This window comes from Pseudomonas sp. GW821-FHT03E01, from assembly GCF_059420765.1.
On the sequence record NZ_JBWKUI010000015.1, the window covers coordinates 83,920 to 103,583 of the forward strand.

The 19,664-nt window shown below is 61.8% G+C and carries 18 protein-coding genes; 12 read left to right on the forward strand and 6 right to left on the reverse strand.

The genetic code is table 11. The annotated features are described in order from the left end of the window. The first annotated feature begins 222 nt into the window (after positions 1 to 222). Together nosP and nahK are read left to right on the forward strand one after the other, a co-directional pair. Positions 223 to 1,386, forward strand: coding sequence for a nitric oxide-sensing protein NosP (nosP, locus tag AC07VO_RS24095; protein WP_019648886.1), 1,164 nt, complete (start codon positions 223 to 225; stop codon positions 1,384 to 1,386). Then, entirely contained in the window at positions 1,316 to 3,952 is a 2,637-nt protein-coding gene (gene nahK / locus AC07VO_RS24100; RefSeq protein ID WP_372240827.1) for a hybrid sensor histidine kinase/response regulator NahK/ErcS', read from the forward strand. Before nosP ends, nahK begins: the two co-directional genes overlap by 71 nt. A gap of 144 nt (positions 3,953 to 4,096) precedes the next feature. Here the strand turns inward: nahK and AC07VO_RS24105 are convergent, their stop codons facing one another. The 6 genes from AC07VO_RS24105 to AC07VO_RS24130 all read right to left on the reverse strand — a co-directional run bounded on the left by AC07VO_RS24105 (position 4,097) and on the right by AC07VO_RS24130 (position 9,208). Further along, the gene (locus AC07VO_RS24105) at positions 4,097 to 4,762 is read right to left on the reverse strand and encodes a response regulator transcription factor (RefSeq protein WP_064618318.1); all 666 of its coding nucleotides are present in this window, start codon (positions 4,760 to 4,762) and stop codon (positions 4,097 to 4,099) included. Positions 4,763 to 4,819: 57 nt separating this feature from the next. Beyond that, a complete protein-coding gene (locus AC07VO_RS24110; protein WP_064618316.1) occupies positions 4,820 to 5,377 on the reverse strand; it encodes a PQQ-dependent catabolism-associated CXXCW motif protein in 558 nt (185 codons plus the stop codon). A gap of 125 nt (positions 5,378 to 5,502) precedes the next feature. Next, positions 5,503 to 6,294 (reverse strand): ABC transporter permease, encoded by a 792-nt coding sequence (locus AC07VO_RS24115; RefSeq protein ID WP_064618314.1) that lies wholly within the window; start codon positions 6,292 to 6,294, stop codon positions 5,503 to 5,505. Then, entirely contained in the window at positions 6,291 to 7,034 is a 744-nt protein-coding gene (locus AC07VO_RS24120) for an ABC transporter ATP-binding protein (protein WP_064618312.1), read from the reverse strand. Before AC07VO_RS24120 ends, AC07VO_RS24115 begins: the two co-directional genes overlap by 4 nt. Continuing rightward, positions 7,031 to 7,990 (reverse strand): YVTN family beta-propeller repeat protein, encoded by a 960-nt coding sequence (locus AC07VO_RS24125; RefSeq protein WP_086946230.1) that lies wholly within the window; start codon positions 7,988 to 7,990, stop codon positions 7,031 to 7,033. The genes AC07VO_RS24120 and AC07VO_RS24125 overlap by 4 nt, the downstream gene beginning before the upstream one ends. 33 nt (positions 7,991 to 8,023) lie before the next feature. Next, positions 8,024 to 9,208 carry an ABC transporter substrate-binding protein gene (locus tag AC07VO_RS24130; protein WP_086946231.1) on the reverse strand — a complete coding sequence of 395 codons (1,185 nt, stop codon included), beginning with the start codon at positions 9,206 to 9,208 and terminating at the stop codon, positions 8,024 to 8,026. A gap of 251 nt (positions 9,209 to 9,459) precedes the next feature. On the opposite strand from AC07VO_RS24130, the gene pedF reads away from it, so the two are divergent. The 10 genes from pedF to pqqE all read left to right on the forward strand — a co-directional run bounded on the left by pedF (position 9,460) and on the right by pqqE (position 19,558). Continuing rightward, positions 9,460 to 9,921: a cytochrome c-550 PedF gene (gene pedF / locus AC07VO_RS24135; RefSeq protein WP_018929707.1), complete on the forward strand. Its 462-nt coding sequence runs from the start codon at positions 9,460 to 9,462 to the stop codon at positions 9,919 to 9,921. Between the two features lie 3 nt (positions 9,922 to 9,924). Continuing rightward, positions 9,925 to 10,803 carry a substrate-binding periplasmic protein gene (locus tag AC07VO_RS24140; RefSeq protein ID WP_086946232.1) on the forward strand — a complete coding sequence of 293 codons (879 nt, stop codon included), beginning with the start codon at positions 9,925 to 9,927 and terminating at the stop codon, positions 10,801 to 10,803. Then, complete coding sequence (locus AC07VO_RS24145) at positions 10,800 to 11,549, forward strand: quinoprotein dehydrogenase-associated SoxYZ-like carrier (RefSeq protein ID WP_086946233.1); 750 nt, start codon at positions 10,800 to 10,802, stop codon at positions 11,547 to 11,549. Before AC07VO_RS24140 ends, AC07VO_RS24145 begins: the two co-directional genes overlap by 4 nt. A gap of 15 nt (positions 11,550 to 11,564) precedes the next feature. Further along, complete coding sequence (locus AC07VO_RS24150) at positions 11,565 to 12,503, forward strand: quinoprotein relay system zinc metallohydrolase 1 (protein WP_018929704.1); 939 nt, start codon at positions 11,565 to 11,567, stop codon at positions 12,501 to 12,503. A 183-nt stretch (positions 12,504 to 12,686) separates the two neighbouring features. Beyond that, positions 12,687 to 14,462 carry a PQQ-dependent methanol/ethanol family dehydrogenase gene (locus tag AC07VO_RS24155; protein ID WP_018929703.1) on the forward strand — a complete coding sequence of 592 codons (1,776 nt, stop codon included), beginning with the start codon at positions 12,687 to 12,689 and terminating at the stop codon, positions 14,460 to 14,462. 301 nt (positions 14,463 to 14,763) lie between these two features. After that, on the forward strand, positions 14,764 to 16,284 hold the full coding sequence (gene exaC / locus AC07VO_RS24160; protein ID WP_019648895.1) for an acetaldehyde dehydrogenase ExaC: 1,521 nt from the start codon (positions 14,764 to 14,766) through the stop codon (positions 16,282 to 16,284). A gap of 303 nt (positions 16,285 to 16,587) precedes the next feature. Beyond that, positions 16,588 to 16,659 carry a pyrroloquinoline quinone precursor peptide PqqA gene (gene pqqA, locus AC07VO_RS24165; RefSeq protein ID WP_081499480.1) on the forward strand — a complete coding sequence of 24 codons (72 nt, stop codon included), beginning with the start codon at positions 16,588 to 16,590 and terminating at the stop codon, positions 16,657 to 16,659. A gap of 53 nt (positions 16,660 to 16,712) precedes the next feature. After that, positions 16,713 to 17,627, forward strand: coding sequence for a pyrroloquinoline quinone biosynthesis protein PqqB (pqqB, locus tag AC07VO_RS24170; RefSeq protein ID WP_018929701.1), 915 nt, complete (start codon positions 16,713 to 16,715; stop codon positions 17,625 to 17,627). 48 nt (positions 17,628 to 17,675) lie between these two features. Further along, positions 17,676 to 18,428 carry a pyrroloquinoline-quinone synthase PqqC gene (gene pqqC / locus AC07VO_RS24175; protein ID WP_086946234.1) on the forward strand — a complete coding sequence of 251 codons (753 nt, stop codon included), beginning with the start codon at positions 17,676 to 17,678 and terminating at the stop codon, positions 18,426 to 18,428. Further along, the gene (gene pqqE / locus AC07VO_RS24180) at positions 18,425 to 19,558 is read left to right on the forward strand and encodes a pyrroloquinoline quinone biosynthesis protein PqqE (protein WP_086946235.1); all 1,134 of its coding nucleotides are present in this window, start codon (positions 18,425 to 18,427) and stop codon (positions 19,556 to 19,558) included. The genes pqqC and pqqE overlap by 4 nt, the downstream gene beginning before the upstream one ends. The last annotated feature ends 106 nt before the right edge of the window (positions 19,559 to 19,664 follow it).

Sequence of the window (19,664 nt, forward strand, 5' to 3'; positions counted from 1 at the left end):
TTGGGTCGCGCAGCGGCCCCGATCCTGGTCGCGCATCGGCCAGTATTCGGGGGACTGCTTCGCAGTCCAGCGGGAGCAAGCTCCCTCGCCACAATTGCGCTAGTCACCCATTGATCAGGCCACCATTCTCATCCCATCGAACCACCCACCCGCTACCCAAGTAGCATTCGTCGCCGCCCGCAGGCTTCGTACACTCGAGCCTCTTACAGGCGAGGGGCGACGATGCAGCAGGTTCAGAGCGACGGTGTGGTCAGTGCCATGTCCCAGGCCATCGATGCCCAGCAAGCGGCGCAGGATCTGGCGCGACAACTCTTGCACCCGCATTTGGGCTTCGTGCTGTTCTTCTGTTCCGCCGAGTACGACTTGCAGGCGCTGGGGCAGGCGTTGCAGCAGAGCTTCGGCGGCATTCGGCTGGTGGGCTGCACCAGTGCCGGCGAAATCACCCCCCAAGGTTATGGCCGCAGCTGCGTGACCGCGGTGGGCTTCGATCATCGGCACTTTTCCATCTCTACCGAACTGATCGATGAGATGGAGCATTTCAGCCTGATCGATGCCCAGCAAATGGTCGAGCGCCTGGTCAGCGGTTGTCGCAGCAATACCCTGGCGCCGATCAAGGGCAACAGCTTCGCCCTGACCCTGCTCGATGGCTTGTCCAGTCGTGAAGAAATGGTGCTCGCTGCCTTGAGCGCGGCGTTGGGCGATATTCCGCATTTCGGCGGTTCGGCCGGCGACGACAATTACCTGACCCACACTCATGTGTATTTCGGCGGCGAGTTTCACAGCGGCGCGGCGGTGGTGGTGCTGGTCAATACCTGGCTGGACTTTGAAGTCTTCACCACCCACCACATCCTGCCCAGGGCCGAAAAACTGGTGGTCACCGCTGCCGACAGCACTTCGCGCCGGGTATTCGAACTCAACGCCGAACCGGCCGCCGAGGAGTACGCCCGGCATATCGGCGTGCCGGTGGCCGACCTCGATTACCGGACCTTTGCCGCACACCCGTTGGCGGTGCGGATCAACGATCAGTATTACGTGCGGGCGATCCAGCAGGTTCATCCAGACCTGAGCCTGAGTTTCTACTGTGCGGTGGAAAACGGCATCGTCCTCACCGTCATGAAACCCGGCCCCATGCTGCCGAATCTGCAAGGCTTGTTCGAGGGCTTGCGCGAGCGTCTCGGGGACTTGTTGCTGACCATCGGCTGTGACTGTTTTCTCCGGCGCCTGGAACTGGAGGACGCCGGCAGTCTCGAGCAGATCGGCGCGTTTTTGCGGGACCAGCGGGTGATGGGTTTCAACACCTACGGAGAACAGTTCAATGGCATGCACATCAACCAGACCTTCACCGGGGTTGCCATTGCCCGAGGACGCGCCCCTGGACAGCGCTGACCTTCAGGCGCAAATCGCCAGCCTGCGGCACGAGAACCAAAAATTGCAGCGCATCAATGACGCGTTGATCGAACGCATCGAGTCCGGTATCACCCGGGGCAACGACCCGTATGCGGCGTTCCAGCATTCGGTGGTGCTGGCCGAACAGGTGCGTGAGCGCACCGACGCCCTGAACCAGGCCATGGCCGAACTCAAGGCTGGCAACCATTTGCTCAGCGAAGCGCGGCTACGGGCCGAAACCGCCCATCAACACTTGATCGACGCCATTGAAAGCATCTCCGACGCTTTTGTGCTGTTCGATGCCGAGCAGCGGATCGTGCTGTTCAACAGCCGTTTCAAGGCGTTTTGGGGTAACAGCCGGGTACGGATCAACGCGGGCATGCGCCTGAGTGAGGTCAAACGGTTGATGACTTCGACCGGGTTGTTCAGTGAAGAACCCCGGTCGCCTGTCGACGAAAGCCTGCTCTATCGCCTGCACAATGGCCGTTGGCTGCAAGTCAGCGAGCGGCCGACCCAGGAAGGCGGGCGGGTGATCCTGTTCACCGACATTACCGACGTCAAACTCAGCGAAACCCTGCGCCGCGAGCAGGCGGTGGCGCAGAAATCGCACCTATTGCAACGGGCGGTCGACAACCTGTCCCAAGGGGTGGCGATGGTCAACGCCGAGGGCATTCTGGAGTTGTGGAACCGGCGCTTCCTGGAACTCAGTGGCCTGGCCCCGGTGGCGGCTCATCGGCCGTTCGCCGAAGTGATCGCCGACAGCGAGCTGAACCTGCTGACCCCGGCCAGTCGCGATGCCAACGGGCGGTACGTGCAGGAATGCGAGCAGCGCCTCTACGATGGCCGGGTCCTGGAAATCCGCACCCATCCGTTGCCCACCGGCGGCTTCGTCAACACCTTCACCGACATCACCGAACGCTATCAGCACGCCGAAGCCCTCAGCGAAAGCGAGCGCTGGATTCGCTTGATCACCGACCATGTGCCGGCGCTGATCGCCTACCTGAATGCCGATCTGGTCTATGAGTTCACCAACAAAGTCTATGAAGAATGGTACTGCTGGCCCCGGGGCGTGATGCTCGGGCAGAGCCTGCGCGAAGTGCACAGCGAGCAGCACTATCAGCGCCTCGAGGCCTATGTGGCTCGTGCCCTGGCCGGCGAGAGCGTGACGTTCGAGTTCGCCGAAACCAACATCAACAATCAGGAGCGCTACATGCTGCGCTCCTACGTGCCCAACCGCCTGGCCAGCGGGGAAGTGGTGGGGATTTTCGTGTTGATCCGCGACATCACCGAGCGCCGCCGCACCGCCGAGGCGCTGCATCAGGCCTATCAGAACCTTGAGTTGCGGGTACGCGAACGCACCACCGAACTGACCACCCTCAATGACCAGCTATTGCGCGAAATCGACGAGCGCCGCCGCGTGGAATCACGCTTGCGCGAGGCCAAGCTCGAGGCCGAGCAGGCCAACCTGTCGAAGACCAAATTTCTCGCCGCCGTCAGTCACGACCTGCTGCAACCGCTCAACGCCGCGCGATTGTTTACCAGCGCGTTGCTGGAGCGCCGGGAACCGGTGGCCAACGAGAATCTGGTGCGCAATGTCAGCAATTCCCTGGAAGACGTGGAAAACCTGTTGGGCACACTGGTGGACATTTCCAAACTGGATGCCGGGGTGATCAAGGCCGACATTGCGCCGTTCGCCCTCAGCGAATTGCTGGAAAACCTGGCCGCCGAATACACCCAAGTGGCCCGCAGTGAAGGCCTCGAGCTGCATTTCATCCCGTGTTCGGCGCTGGTGCGCAGTGACATTCAATTGCTCGCGCGGATCCTGCGCAACCTGCTGAGCAACGCAATCCGCTATACCTACAGCGGGCGGGTGGTACTCGGTTGCCGGCGCCATCACCAGCGGCTGACCATCGAAGTCTGGGACAGCGGCATGGGCATTGCCGAGAACCGTCTGGAGGAGATTTTTCAGGAGTTCAAACGCGGTGACGTACAGCGCCCCGATCAAGATCGCGGCTTGGGGCTGGGCCTGGCGATCGTCGAGAAAATCGCGCGTATTCTTGGCCACCGGATTCACGTGCGTTCATGGCCGGGCAAGGGCTCGATGTTTTCCGTCGAAGTGCCTTTGAGCGCCACGGCGCCGAAGGCATTGCCGAGTTTGTTGATGAGTGAACCGATGCTCGAGCGCCTGCGCGGTGCACGGGTGTGGGTGCTGGACAACGACGCGGCAATTTGTGCCGGGATGCGCACCTTGCTCGAAGGTTGGGGCTGCCGGGTGGTTACGGCGCTGTCGGAGGAGGATCTGGCGCGGCAAGTGGATAATTATCACGCCGAAGCCGACCTGTTGATCGCCGACTATCACCTGGATGACGAGCAGAACGGTGTCGACGCCGTGGCCCGCATCAACGCCCGTCGCGCTTCGGCGATCCCGGCGATGATGATCACCGCCAACTACAGCAACGAACTCAAGCAACAGATCCGCGAACTGGGCCACACCCTGATGCACAAACCGGTGCGGCCGATGAAGCTCAAGACGGCGATGAGTCATTTGCTCGGCCCATCCAGATAACACCGAACCTGTGGCGAGGGAGCTTGCTCCCGCTGGGGCGCGAAGCGGCCCTTTACAAACCACCGAGTCGCCTGGATTGACGACTGCTTCGCAGCCGAGCGGGAGCAAGCTCCCTCGCCACAGGTCAGCTTTCAAACCGGGCAGTTACCGCCGAAGATACGACCCGAAATCAATATCCCCGGCACTCAATATCGCCTGCACCCGGTTGTGCACATTGAGTTTGCGCAAGATCGCCGAGACGTGGGCCTTGACCGTGGTTTCGGCGATTTCCAGGGTGTAGGCGATCTGTTTGTTCGACTCGCCCTTGGTCATGCGTTCAAGCACCAGCAGCTGTTTGCGGGTCAGCGCCTGGAGCAGCTCCGGCGGGAAGCTCGGGGTCTCGCTCATGCGCCGGCTGGCACCGCTCTTTTGCGTGCGGATGATGTCTGGCGGCAGGTACACATTGCCATTGAGAATCTGCTGGATGGCTTCGGTCATCTGCGCCCGTGGCGAGGACTTGGTGATGAACCCCACCGCGCCATAGGTGATGGCTTGCAGCACGATCTGCTTGTCCTGTTCGGCCGAGACGATCACCACCGGAATGGTCGGCGCCTCGTTGCGCAGGTTGATCAGGCCATTGAGGCCGTGCATGCCGGGCATGTTCAGGTCGAGCAGGATCAGGTCCAGGTCGTCGTTTTCCTGGGTCAGGGCCAGGGCGCTGTCGAGGTCGGCGGTTTCCATGACCTCGCTGCCGGGGAAACCGTCGCTGATGACGTTATGAATGGCTTCGCGAAACAGCGGGTGATCGTCGGCAATCAGAATTTTGTACATGGCCTTTCACCTCATTATTTTTTTTCAGGGTGTGGCAACAACACGCAAATGCTCAAGTCAGGGAAAAGGCTCGGGCTTCGCCTGTGTCACGGGCAGATTCGCCGCTTGCCAGGCATCCAGTCCGTCGCGGTACCAATACAGTGTTTTATAGCCCATGGAAGCAGCGCGTTTTACCGCGTTCCAGCTCAACCAGCAATCGGAACGGCAGTAAAAGACCAACGGTTGCGTGTGATCGCCAGCGGTCAATGTGTTCAGGTTACGCGCAAAATAGTCTTGCCAGTCGGGCGTCAGATCGCCGTCACCGGTATTGGCCAACCAATGGCTGCCGGGCAGGTTTTCGTGGGGCTGGTCTTCAATGAAGCGGCCTTGCAGCCATTGTCGGCGGTAGACGTCGATCAGCACCGGCGGGGGTGTCTGCTTGAGCAGGTCTTGCAGGGCGGGCGTGTCGATGATGCTCGCGCCCTGGAGCTGAGTCGGGGTCGGGCTGCGGTACAGGCCGATGCGATAACCGTCGGCGGAGAACAGCGCTGTTTCGGCCTGTGCGGTGCCCAGCAACAGGCTCAGCGACAGCGCAGCGAGAGAAGGGCGCAACAGAACACGTCGGGCACGCGGCATAGGGGTCAGTCCTTATAGTTATGAACCCATTACATGCCAGTAGCGATGCGTTGTGAATGCGACGATAGACAGGTAAACCAGTACCAAAGTAGTAATTTTGTCCTGTTTTTTATCGTTCGGAGTAGTCAGCCGGATTTACGCAAGGCCGCATGTTGCGGGTTGAAGGTGAGCACAGCTAGCAGGGCGAACACCAGCGTCAGCCCCGCGCACACCGCCAGCGCCAAGAGGTTGAAGCGTTCGTACAGCGCGAAGCGCACCAGCTCCACCGCATGGGTGAACGGGTTCAAGGCGCACAGCCAATACAGCCACTCGCTGGAATCGCGCATTTTCCACAGCGGATATAGCGCCGACGACAGGAAAAACAGCGGGAAGATCACGAAATTCATCACCCCGGCAAAGTTCTCCAGTTGGCGAATCGCATTGGACAGCAACAGGCCCAGCGCACTGAGCATCAACGCCACCAGCAGCAACGCCGGCAACGCCAGCAACAGGCCCATGGCCGGCGGTTGCACGCCGTACAGCCAGGCAATCGCGAGGAAGGCGTACACCTGCAACAACGAAATCAGCGACGTCGCCAGTAATTTGCTGCACAGCAGAAAGGTCCGGGGCAGGGGGCTGGTCAGCAGCACGCGCATGCTGCCCATCTCCCGGTCATACACCATCGACAACGAACCTTGCATGCCGTTGAACAGCAGGATCATGCAGGCAAGGCCGGGGATGATGTAAACCTCATAGGGAATGTAGGTGTCGTAGGGCTCGATGATGGCGATGCCCAGTGCCGCGCGGAACCCGGCAGCGAACACCAGCAGCCACAGCAACGGCCGCACCAGCGCACTGAGAAACCGCGTGCGCTGCAACACGAAGCGCAGCCATTCGCGCAGCACGATACCGCTGAAACATTGCCAGTAAGCGTTCATCTGCTGACTGCTCCTGAAGGGGTCGAGGTGGTCAGGCGAGCGAAGGCCGAATCGAGGTCGCCGCCATGTTCCAGGCTCAGCGCATCAGCTTGTCCGCTGGCGACCAAACGGCCTTGATGCAGGATCAGCAAGTCGTCGCTGGGTTGCACTTCATCCAGCAAATGAGTGGTCCAGAGCACGCTGATGGTTTGCTCGCGGCACAGGCTGCGGATGTGCTGATTGAGCGCCAGGCGACTGGCCGGGTCGAGGCCGACGCTGGCCTCGTCAAGCAACAACAGGCGTGGTTCGTGCAGCAACGCGCGGGCGATTTCCACCCGCCGACGATGGCCGCCATTGAGTTCGCGGACCCGCTCGCGACGGCGCTCGGTCAGGGCCTGACGCGCCAGCTCAGCGTCGACCCGCAGCCCGGTCTGGCGTCGGGACAGACCATGCAGCGCGGCGTGATAACGCAGGTTCTGCTCGACGCTGAGGTCCAGATCCAGCGTGCTTTGCTGAAACACCACCCCTAATTGCTTGAGCGCCGGGCGTGCCGCGTCGCGCAACGAGCAGCCGCCAACCCGGATATCACCGCGTTGCAGATCATAGAGGCGGGTGAGCAGGGCGATCAGGGTGGATTTGCCCGCGCCATTGGGCCCAAGCAGCGCCGCAAAACGCCCCGGTGCCAAGCTGAAACTCACTTGGCGCAAGGCCTCGCGCGGGCCGTAGGCGAAACTCAGGTCGCTGACCTCAAGGGCGTTCATGGTGTCACCACCACGCCCCACGGATAGCGCCCGACCTTCACCGATTTGCTGACTTTGAGGGTGTCGACATCGATCACCGACACATCGCCACTGACGCCATTGGTGGCCAGCAATTGCCGTTGATCCGGGGTGAACGCCATCTGCCAGACCCGTCGGCCCACCAGCAGGTAATCAACAATCTCGAAGGTCTTGGCGTCGATCACTGCCACATGGTTGGCCGGGCCGAGGGCGACAAAGCCGTACTTGCCGTCGGCGCTGAGTTTGATGCCCACCGGCTGGACTTTGTCCGGGTGCACGCCTTTGATCTGGAAACTCAGGGTCTTGAGGATCTTGCGGCTGGCGACATCGAGAATCGTCACCGTGCCACCGATTTCCGCCGAGGCCCAAAGCTGCGAGCCATCGGGATTGAACTCGACGAAACGCGGCCGCTGATCCACCAGCGTATTGTCGGCCAGGGTCTGGGTGCTGGTGTCGATCCAGTGCAGCATGTTGGTGGTTTCGCTGGTGTTCACCGCCCATTTGCCATCGGGGCTGACGGCCATGCCTTCGGGCTCGACGCCGACGTTGATCTGCCCGAGCACCTTGGAGGTTTCGGTGTCGATCACCGTCACCAGCGCATCGTCTTCGTTGGAGACATACAACCAGCGATTGTTGGGGTGCAGGGCGAATTGTTCGGGGTCTTTGCCCGAAGGCAGTTCCTTGATGATCTTGCGCGTGGCGACGTCCATCACCTGGACCCGGTCCGAATCGCTGGCGCAGATGTACAGCAGCTTGTTGTCGTGGGACAGCAACAGGCCGCGCGGGCGCTGGCCGACGGGCAGGGTGTCGGTGACTTGCAGGGTCTGCATGTCGATCAGGCTCAGGCTGTTGTCCTTTTCGTTGGAGACCCAGGCGGTGCTGGCCGCCGCATGCCCGGCGGCGAGCAGTAGAGCGCATGAAAGCAGGGTGCGGCGCATGGCAGATTCCTTATTGTTGTGGTGGTAGAGCTTTCAGGGAAAGCGGCAACTGACCTCGGCTTTGTCGTAACCCAGGCTGTCCATTTCGTTGAAGGGGTGCAGGAAGCCGTCTTGCGGCGACGTACTGACCAGCGCCCTGGGTTGCACGATGGGGATCGGCTGGCGCAACTGACCGTTCCATGGCCGATAACTGAGCTTGCGACCCTTGAAGCCGTCCAGCGGCAATTGCTCGCTGATTTCAAGCGTACGAATCGCCATGGCATCGGCCTGACGCAGTTTGCCCACCGCGCTGGCAATGCTGCGCACCGCCATCCAGGCGGCGAAATCCCGATCGTTCATCCAGCGCCCGGCCAGGGCTTCGAAGCGTTTTTGCAACTGGGCGGCACCGTAGGTTTCCACGGTCTTGTGCCAGCCCACCGGGGTCAGGCCCTGGGTGCCGGCGACCGGCCGTGGGTACCAGGTCTGGTAGGGCACGTACTCGCCGAAATCTCCGCGTTCATCGGCGACCAGCACTACGTCGTACTCGGCGGTTTGGGTGAACAGCGGCATATCGGCCTGGGCGCTGCGGCGCTGGTCGTTATCAAAGCTCCAGGCTTTTTCCGCCACCAGTTGCAGGCCGAAGCGTTTCGCCGCCCGGCGCAGGGCGGCGGCATAGGCTTGATCGTCGGCGGTGGGGCCGACGATCAGCAGCGCCCGTTGCCATTTGCGCAGCACCAGAAATTGCGCGAGTGCATCGGCCAGCATCGCGCGGCTCGGCAGGCTGTGCAGCACGTTCGGCAGGCAGTCGGTGCTGCGCAGGCTGTCATCCGGGCTGCCGGCATTGAACAGCAGGCTGTCGGGCAGCACCGCGCTGAGCTGGCGCAGGGTTTGCGCCGGCGCATTCACCACAAACAGGCGCAGGCCTTGTTGGTGCTGGGCTTTGGCGGCTTCGAGCAAGGCGTCGGGGTTGTCGACATTGGCGCTGACCAACTCGTAGCGCTGGTTGAGAAAGTGCCCGGTGCTGTTGCTGTCGATGATTGCCAGTTCAGCGCCCCGCAGGCCGGCATCGGTCGGTTCAGGAATAACGTTCGACAGCAATGGCCCAGGATCGGGGCGATACCCCAGGTAGCCGATCCGCACCTGCAACGGAGCATCCGCCGCCTGACTCTGGGTCGCCAACCCGGCGGCGCAGGCAATCGCCAGCAGGTAGATCAAGGCATAAGGGGCGAGCTGGCGCATAAGGCACTCCATCACAGGTAGCGCCAGCATAGGAACCCCGGTCGGTCGGGGAAATATGCAGAAAGTACCGATGAGCCAGTACCAAGGTAGTAACGGCGCCAGAACGCCCCCGGACTGTTCGCCGCAAGCCCTACTACCAAGGGAGTAGGCCGCGACCACCAAAGCAGCATGGGGTTGGCGCGAAGCCGTTCCTAAGATGGCTGCCATAGCCTCTGTAAAGAGGTTCTGCGTGCAATCTTGAGGGCATAACAATGACAACAAAACGCAACGCCTTGCTCGTTGCCGGACTGCTGGCCGGCTTCATCAGCGCAGGTTCCGTCTGGGCCCACGGCAACGTGGTACCCCAGGCCGTCGAAACCAAGGGACTGACCCCGATCAAGGATGCCGGTGTGCAGGTCGATGCCGATGGTTGGGCGGCGGTGAACCCGTATCGTTCCTCTCCGGAGCACGATAAAGCGTTGGAAATCGGCTCTTCGGCCTACAACCAGAACTGCGCGGCCTGTCATGGTCTGGAAGCCAAGTCCGGCGGCATCGCCCCTGACTTGCGCAAGCTCGACGTCGCCGAAGCCGGTGACGAGTGGTTCGTCGAACGGGTGCGCCATGGCGCGGTGCGTGATGGCCGAGTGTACATGCCGAAGATGGCTGACTATTTGAGTCAGGAAGCCTTGTGGGCGGTACGCACCTACCTGGACAGCGTGCACGTCGAGGAGTGACCCATGCGCCTGCTCGCGGTGTTGATCAGCGCTGTGTGGTTGTGCTGCCAGGCAGCGCAGGCACAGGTCCGGACCTATGACGAAATGATCGCCGCCGCCGAGCTGAAAGTCGCGGTCTACAAGGACTTCGCGCCCTACAGTTTCGAGGACGCCGGCCAGCCTCGCGGAGTCGATGTCGAACTCGCCCAGGCCTTGGCCAAGGCCATGGGGGTAAGCCTGAAACTGATCTGGGCACCCGCCGGGGAGAAGCTCGACGACGACCTGCGCGATTACATCTGGCGGGCCAGTCAGCTGCACAATCAGCAACTGGCCGACCTGATGATGCGCGTCCCCTACGACCGCGATTACTCACAGAAACGCAATGAGCTGGGCGAACTGGAGAACGGCCATGTGGTGATGTTCGGGCCGTACCAGACCGAACAATGGCAGGTGGCGTATGACCGTCGTCGACTGGACTCGGTGGCCAGCGTCGCGGTGTTCCAGCAGCACCCGATTGGCGTCGAAGTCGACAGCGTGCCCTCGTTTTACCTGACCTCGGTGTTCAACGGCATGCTTGCCGCCAAGACCCACCATTACCCCGGCGTGCCCCAGGCGTTTGCCGCGATGAAGGCCGGTGAAGTCGACGCGGTGATGGCGATGCGCGGCGAGATCGACTGGCAGGTGCATCAGGCCGCCGACCCGCAAGTGGCGCTGGCGGAAAACGCCTACCCGAACATGGGCAAGCAACGCTGGGAGATCGGCATGGCGGTGCATGAAAGCAACCGGCAACTGGCCTATGCCGTGGAAGAGGCGTTGGAAACGTTGATTCGCGAGGGCACGCTCAAAAGCATTTATGCCCATTACGGCCTGCGCTATGACGTGCCCGAGATGTATCAACAATGAACTGGCGCGCGCGTTGGCTGTTGGCCTGCTGGTTGCCCTTGGCCGCGCAGGCGGTTGAGGTCGATCCGGTGCCGTCGGTGATGTGGGCGTTCTATCACAAGCAGATGCTTGGCGACGCACCGTTCGTGTTCGACGAGCGGGTCAAGCTGCTGGCACCGCCGTTCGCCGAAGACGCCCGGCAAGTGCCGTTGGAAATCGACGCTCGGGCGTTCAAGGGCGAAGTGGTGCGAATCCTTGCCTGGGCCGAACTCAACCCGCTGCCGAAAATCGTCGACTTCGAGCCTTTGACCGGTGTGCTGCCCTGGCTGTCGATCCGCATCCGCGTTGAACAGGCCACGCCATTGCGCGCGGCGGTGTTGACTCGCGACGGGCTGTGGCATGTCGGCTCGACCCTGATCGACGCGGCGGGCGGCGGTTGCACGGCGCCGAGCGTGGTGCGCACCCAGCCGGGCTGGGAAGAACACATCGGCGAAGTGCTTGGCGGTCGTTATCCCCGTGGTGAGTTCAGTCGCGTGCGTTTGCAAGTGGCGCATCCGATGGACAACGGCATGGTCAGCGGCATCCCGGAATTTTTCCTCAACCAGGCCGAGCTGCGGGACTCAGACGACCGGGTACTGGCGCGTCTGGAGCTGTTCCCGGCGGTCAGCGAAAACCCCAACCTGGCTTTCGACATCGAAGGTGCGGGGCAGACGCGCCTGATACTGCGCGACAACAGCGGCAATCAATTCGATGCGGCCATACCCTGACCCAAGGAGCGTGTGATGCGCTGGATGCTGTTGTTGTTCATCTGTGTGAGCCTGCCGACCCTGGCCGATCCCGATTACGCACTCAAGCCCCGACAGATTGCCGAAGACACCTGGCTGCTTGAGGGCAGCACCGATAACTTCGCCAAGAACAACGGCGGCAACATCGTCAACACCGCGTTCATCGTCACCGGGCAAGGGGTGGTGGTGATCGACACCGGGCCATCGAAGCGCTACGGCGAGGCCCTGCGCAAAGCGATTGCCACAACCACCGATAAACCGGTGATCCAGGTGTTGCTGACCCATCACCATCCCGACCATGTGCTGGGCAATCAGGCCTTCGTCGACGTGCCGATTGGTGCACTGGCCGGCACCACCGAGCTGTTGCATCAACAGGGTGATGCGATGGCCGAGAACATGTATCGACTGGTGGGTGACTGGATGCGCGGCACCGAAGTGGTGTTGCCGACGCAGACGCTGACGCCAGGCGTGCAAAGTTTTGGGAACCACGATTTGCGGCTGCTGAGTCTGGGTGGGCACACCGGCGCGGATCTGGCTATTCTCGACCAGAAAACCGGCGTGCTGTTTGCCGGGGATCTGGTGTTTTATCAACGGGCCCTGACCACGCCGAACAGCCCGGGGTTGTCGGTGTGGCTGGCGGATATCGCCACGCTTCAGGGGCTGCCGTGGACGCTGATCGTCCCCGGTCATGGCCCCGTGGCAACGGACAGCAAACCGTTCGAGCAAATGCGCGATTACCTCTCCTGGCTCGATCAACTCATGCGCGAGGGTGCGGCGAACGGCAGCGACATGGCCGAGATGATCCGCAGCCCCATTCCTGAACGTTTCGCCGGGATCAACCTGAGCCGTTATGAGCTGATCCGCAGCGTCAGCCATTTGTACCCGCGCTATGAGCGCGCGCAGATGACGCGGGTGGATTCCGGCAAGGATCAGTAGTCCATCTCAGATACGACGCATCCTTTGTGGTGAGCCTTCGTTGATTGGCATCATCCGACCCGCTACCAAGGAACTAGAAATCTCCGCATTGCGGGCAATTGTTGCAAGGGCGGCGGCGCCCAAGAATCTGCACCAGACCGGGAAAATTTCCCGGGTATAACAAAAACCGCAGAGGTAGCCGTCATGACCCAACCCGCACGTCGCCAACCCTTCGTCTTGAGCGTGCTGCTCAGTGCCATGCTGTTGTCCGGCCAGGCAATGGCCGCAGTCTCCGATCAAGACATCCTCCAGGATCCGAAGAATCCGGAACAGGTCGTCACCAATGGCCTGGGCGTCCAGGGTCAGCGCTACAGCCCGCTGGACACCCTCAATGTCGACAACGTGAAAGACTTGCGCCCGGTCTGGGCCTTTTCGTTCGGCGGTGAAAAACAGCGCGGTCAGCAAGCGCAGCCGATGATCAAGGACGGCGTGATGTACATGACCGGTTCCTACTCACGGGTGTTCGCCGTGGATGCGCGCACCGGCCGCAAGCTCTGGCAATACGACGCGCGCCTGCCGGATGACATCCGTCCGTGCTGTGACGTGATCAACCGTGGCGTGGCGCTGTATGGCGACCTGGTGATCTTCGGCACTCTCGACGCCAAGCTCGTGGCCCTGAATAAAGACACCGGTAAAGTGGTATGGAGCAAGAAAGTCGCCGACCACAAGGAAGGCTACTCCATCAGCGCCGCGCCACTGGTGATCAACGGCAAACTGATCACTGGCGTGGCGGGTGGCGAGTTCGGGGTGGTGGGCAAGATCGAAGCCTACGACCCGAAAAACGGTGATCTGCTGTGGACCCGGCCAACGGTCGAAGGCCACATGGGTTACGTCTACAAAGACGGCAAGGCCGTAGAGAACGGCATCTCCGGCGGCGAAGCGGGCAAGACCTGGCCGGGCGATTTGTGGAAAACCGGCGGCGCGGCGCCGTGGCTGGGCGGCTACTACGACCCGGAAACCAATCTGCTGCTGTTCGGCACCGGCAACCCGGCACCCTGGAACTCGCACCTGCGCCCTGGCGACAACCTTTACTCGTCCTCGCGCCTGGCGCTGAACCCGGACGACGGCACGATCAAATGGCACTTCCAGAGCACCCCTCACGACGGCTGGGACTATGACGGCGTGAACGAACTGGTGTCGTTCAACTACAACGAAGGCGGCAAGGAAATCAAAGCCGCGGCCACCGCGGACCGTAACGGTTTCTTCTATGTGCTGGATCGCACCAACGGCAAATTCATCCGCGGCTTCCCGTTCGTGGACAAGATCACCTGGGCCAGTGGCCTGGATAAAAACGGTCGGCCGATCTACAACGAAGACAGCCGTCCGGGTGCACCGGGCTCCGAGGCCAAAGGCAGTTCGGTGTTTGTAGCGCCGGCGTTCCTGGGGGCGAAAAACTGGATGCCGATGGCCTACAACCGCGACACCGGCTTGTTCTATGTGCCGTCCAACGAGTGGGGCATGGACATCTGGAACGAAGGCATCGCCTATAAAAAAGGCGCGGCGTTCCTCGGCGCCGGTTTCACCATCAAGCCATTGAATGAAGACTACATCGGCGTGCTGCGCGCCATCGACCCGAAAACCGGCAAGGAAGTCTGGCGCCACAAGAACTTCGCGCCGTTGTGGGGCGGGGTGCTGACCACCAAGGGCAACCTGGTGTTCACCGGCACGCCTGAAGGCTTCCTGCAGGCGTTCAATGCCAAGACCGGCGAGAAAGTCTGGGAATTCCAGACCGGCTCCGGCGTGCTAGGCTCGCCTATCACCTGGGAAATGGATGGCGAACAATACGTTTCGGTGCTCTCCGGCTGGGGCGGCGCGGTACCGCTGTGGGGCGGCGAAGTGGCCAAGCGCATCAAGGACTTCAACCAGGGCGGCATGCTGTGGACCTTCAAGCTGCCGAAGGACCTGGTTGCCAAGCACTAACCCTGGCAACCACAACCTGAGTGGCGATGAATGACCTGTGGCGAGGGAGCTTGCTCCCGCTGGGCTGCGAAGCCGCCCCCAACGTTCCCGGCCCCAACCGAGTCGTTTGGATTTACGACTGCTTCGCAGCCGAACGGGAGCAAGCTCCCTCGCCACAAAAGCCGCTGACACAGCGGCGCCTTCTACTACCAAATAACGAGAGTCCCCCTGCCAACGGCGCATTCGTCTGACAGGCGGGGCTCTCTACTATCGGTTCATCGCCTGTTGGCCTGACAGGCATCGACCCAGACAGAGGCCCATCATGATCTACGCACAACCCGGAACACCTGGCGCCATCGTTTCCTTCAAACCGCGCTACGGCAATTTCATCGGCGGCGAGTTCGTCGCCCCGGTCAATGGCGAGTACTTCACCAATACCTCACCGGTCACCGGTGAAGTGATCGCCGAATTCCCGCGCTCCAGCGCCGCCGACATCGAAAAGGCTCTCGACGCCGCCCATGCCGCCGCTGATGCCTGGGGCAAAACCTCGGCGCAGGACCGCTCGCTGGTGCTGCTGAAAATCGCTGACCGCATCGAACAGAACCTGGAAATCCTCGCCGTCACCGAAACCTGGGACAACGGCAAGGCCGTGCGCGAAACCCTCAACGCTGACGTGCCGCTGGCCGCCGACCACTTCCGTTACTTCGCCGGTTGCATCCGCGCTCAAGAGGGCGGTGCCGCTGAAATCAACGAACTGACTACCGCCTATCATTTCCACGAACCACTGGGCGTGGTCGGGCAGATCATTCCGTGGAACTTCCCGCTGCTGATGGCCGCGTGGAAACTCGCCCCGGCCCTGGCTGCCGGCAACTGCATCGTGCTCAAACCCGCCGAGCAAACACCGCTGTCGATCATGGTGTTCGCCGAGCTGATCGCCGATTTGCTGCCGGCCGGCGTGCTGAACATCGTCCAGGGCTTCGGTCGCGAAGCCGGTGAAGCGCTGGCCACCAGCAAGCGCATCGCCAAGATCGCCTTCACCGGTTCCACCCCGGTGGGCGCGCACATCATGCATTGCGCAGCCGAGAACATCATTCCAAGCACCGTTGAGCTGGGCGGCAAGTCGCCGAACATCTTCTTCGAAGACATCATGAACGCCGAACCGCAGTTCATCGAAAAAGCCGCCGAAGGCCTGGTGCTGGCGTTCTTCAACCAGGGCGAAGTCTGCACTTGTCCGTCGCGGGCACTGGTGCAGGAATCGATCTATGAGCCGTTCATGGCCGAGGTGATGAAGAAGATCGTCAAGATCAAGCGCGGCAACCCGCTGGACACCGAGACCATGGTCGGCGCCCAGGCGTCCGAGCAGCAATACGACAAGATCCTCTCGTACCTGAAAATCGCCCAGGAGGAGGGCGCCGAACTGCTCACCGGTGGCGCGGCCGAGCGTCTGGAAGGCGACTTGTCCAGCGGCTATTACATCCAGCCGACGCTGCTCAAGGGCCACAACAAAATGCGCGTGTTCCAGGAAGAAATCTTCGGCCCGGTGGTGGGTGTCACCACCTTCAAGGACGAAGCCGAAGCCCTGGCGATCGCCAACGACAGCGAGTTCGGCCTCGGTGCGGGCCTGTGGACCCGCGACATCAACCGCGCCTACCGCATGGGCCGGGCGATCAAGGCCGGGCGCGTCTGGACCAACTGCTACCACCTGTACCCGGCCCACGCCGCGTTCGGTGGCTACAAGAAGTCCGGTGTCGGCCGTGAGAACCACAAGATGATGCTCGACCATTACCAACAGACCAAAAACCTGCTGGTGAGCTACGACATCAATCCGCTGGGGTTCTTCTAACCCCATAAGCACAGCACAAACCAAATGTGGGAGCGGGCTGATGTGGCGAGGGGGCTTGCCCCCGTTGGACTGCGGAGCAGTCCCCGGAACTTCAGGTTTTGGGGCCGCTTCGCGACCCAACGGGGGCAAGCCCCCTCGCCACATCAGCCCGTTCCCGCATTGGTTCTGTGTGTGCTTGAAGGCCTTGCAACACCCCCTACCAACGCACGCCGCCACCTCCTTCGAAAGTAGCATTCGGGCAGTCGGCGCCCCGTGCATTAATGGCTCCACCGGAATCGTCCGGCACAAGAAGAGGAATGACCCATGTGGCATAAACCCGCGTTTACCGATCTGCGCATTGGCTTCGAAGTGACGATGTATTTCGCCAACCGTTGATTGATCGCCCGGTCAGCCGTCGCGTTGGCCGGGCCTGCTTTCTGGAGCCTGCCATGCACATCCGCGTTCTCGGTTCCGCCGCCGGCGGCGGTTTTCCGCAATGGAACTGCAACTGCCGCCAGTGCGCGGCGATGCGTCACGGCAACCTGCGTGCGCAACGCCGTACGCAGTCGTCCATTGCCCTGAGCGACGACGGTGTGGAATGGATACTCTGCAATGCTTCACCAGACATCCGCGCCCAACTCGAAAGCTTCCCGACGCTGCAACCGGCCCGCCGCGTGCGTGATACGGCGATTGCCGGCGTGGTCCTGCTGGACAGTCAGATCGACCATTGCACCGGCCTGTTGAGCCTGCGCGAAGGCTGCCCGCATTCGGTCTGGTGCACCGAGCGGGTGCATGAAGACCTGAGCAGCGGCTTCCCGTTGTTCACCATGCTCAAGCACTGGAACGGTGGTTTGCAGTGGCAACCGATCGAACTGGACCGTGAGCCGTTCAGCATCGCAGCCTGCCAACACCTGCAATTTCGCGCCATTCCATTGGTCAGCAACGCACCGCCGTATTCCCCCAACCGTGGCAACCCGCAGCCGGGGGACACCATCGGCCTGTTCATCGAAGACCTGCGCAACGGAGCATCGGTGTTCTATGCGCCGGGTCTGGGGCAGGTCGACGCCGAGGTATTGAGCTGGATGCAGCGCGCCGATTGCCTGCTGCTGGACGGCACGCTGTGGCGCGACGATGAAATGCGCGTATGTGAAGTCGGCCAGAGCCTGGGCCGCGAAATGGGCCACCTGCCGCAAAGCGGTCCCGGCGGGATGCTCGAAGTGCTGGAGGGCTTCAATCGCCAGCGCAAGGTGCTGATCCACATCAACAACACCAACCCGATCCTCGACGAAGACTCGGCCGAGCGGGCGTTGCTGGAACGGCGGGGGATTGAAGTGGCTTATGACGGCATGAGTATTGAGCTGTAGCGGATGGCCTCATCGCAGAACCCAACGGTTATTCCCCGGAGAACCGCAATGACTGACACTCCCATGACCCCCACTGAATTCGAAGCGGCCCTGCGCGCCAAAGGCGCCTATTACCACATCCACCACCCATTCCACCAAGCCATGTACGCCGGGCGCGCCACCCGCGAGCAGATCCAGGGCTGGGTCGCCAATCGCTTCTACTATCAGGTGAACATTCCCCTGAAGGACGCGGCAATCCTCGCCAACTGTCCGGACCGCGACGTGCGGCGGGAATGGCTGCAACGGATTCTCGACCATGACGGAGTCCCCGGCAGCGAAGGCGGCATCGAAGCCTGGTTGCGTCTGGGCGAAGCGGTGGGGCTGGATCGCGAACAAATTCTCTCGCAAGAGTTGGTGCTGCCGGGTGTGCGATTTGCCGTGGACGCCTACGTCAATTTCGCCCGCCGTGCTTGTTGGCAGGAAGCGGCCAGCAGTTCGCTGACCGAACTGTTCGCACCGCAGATCCATCAGTCTCGGCTCGACGCCTGGCCCAGCCATTACCCATGGATCGACCCGGCCGGTTACGACTATTTCCGTACGCGCCTGAGCCAGGCCCGGCGCGATGTCGAGCATGGTTTGTGCATCACCCTGGCGCATTACGTCACGGTCGAGGGCCAGCAGCGCATGCTGGAGATTCTGCAGTTCAAGCTTGATGTGCTGTGGAGCATGCTCGACGCGATGAGTATGGCCTATGAGCTGGACCGCCCGCCGTATCACACGGTCACCGCCGAGCGGGTCTGGCACCGGGGGATCGCCCTGTGAACGCGATCGAGCAGCAACCCGGCCCACCGTTGTGGCTGTTGGCGGAGCTGACCTATCGCTGCCCGCTGCAATGCCCGTATTGCTCCAATCCCTTGGATTTCGCCCAACAGGGTGAGGAGTTGAGCACGGAAGAGTGGATCCGGGTGTTCCGCGAGGCCCGGGAGATGGGCGCCGCGCAACTGGGGTTTTCCGGTGGCGAGCCGTTGGTGCGCCAGGACCTGGCCGAGCTGATCAAGGCCGCGCGGGACATGGGTTACTACACCAACCTGATCACCTCGGGTATCGGCCTGACCGAGCAGAAGGTCCGCGACTTCAAGGTCGCCGGGCTGGACCACATCCAGATCAGCTTTCAGGCCGCCGACGAAGCGGTCAACAACATGCTCGCCGGCTCACGCAAGGCCTTCGCCCAGAAACTGGCCATGGCCCGGGCGGTGAAAGCCCAGGGCTACCCGATGGTGCTGAACTTCGTTACCCATCGGCACAACATCGACCAGATCGCGCAGATCATCGAACTGTGCCTGGAGCTGGAGGCGGATTTCGTCGAGTTGGCGACCTGCCAGTTCTACGGCTGGGCCGAACTCAACCGCGTCGGCCTGTTGCCGACCCGCGAACAATTACAGCGCGCCGAGCGCATCACCAACGAGTATCGCCAGCGGCTTGAGGCCGAGGGCCACCCGTGCAAGCTGATTTTCGTCACCCCGGACTACTACGAAGAGCGCCCCAAGACCTGCATGAATGGCTGGGCCAACCTGTTTCTCGACATCACCCCGGACGGTACGGCGTTGCCTTGTCATAGCGCGCGTCAGCTGCCGGTGCAGTTCCCCAATGTGCGCGAGCACAGCGTCGAACACATCTGGAACGACTCCTTCGGTTTCAACCGGTTTCGTGGCGATGACTGGATGAAAGAGCCGTGCCGTTCCTGCGATGAAAAACATAAGGACCTGGGCGGCTGCCGCTGCCAGGCGTTCATGCTCACGGGGGACGCGAGCAACGCCGACCCGGTGTGCAACAAGTCGCCGCACCACAGCGTCATCCTCAAGGCCCGGGACGAAGCCGACGCGCCGGGGCAGGGCATGGAACACCTGACATTGCGCAATGAAAAGGCTTCGCGGCTGATCTATCGCGGATAAATTGCGAACGCGAAGCCCCCACCCCCGGTAGTTGCTACCCATTGGTCTGATTGCATTCGCAGCCGGATGCTTTAGTGTTGGCTTTACCTTTCAAAACAATAAAAAC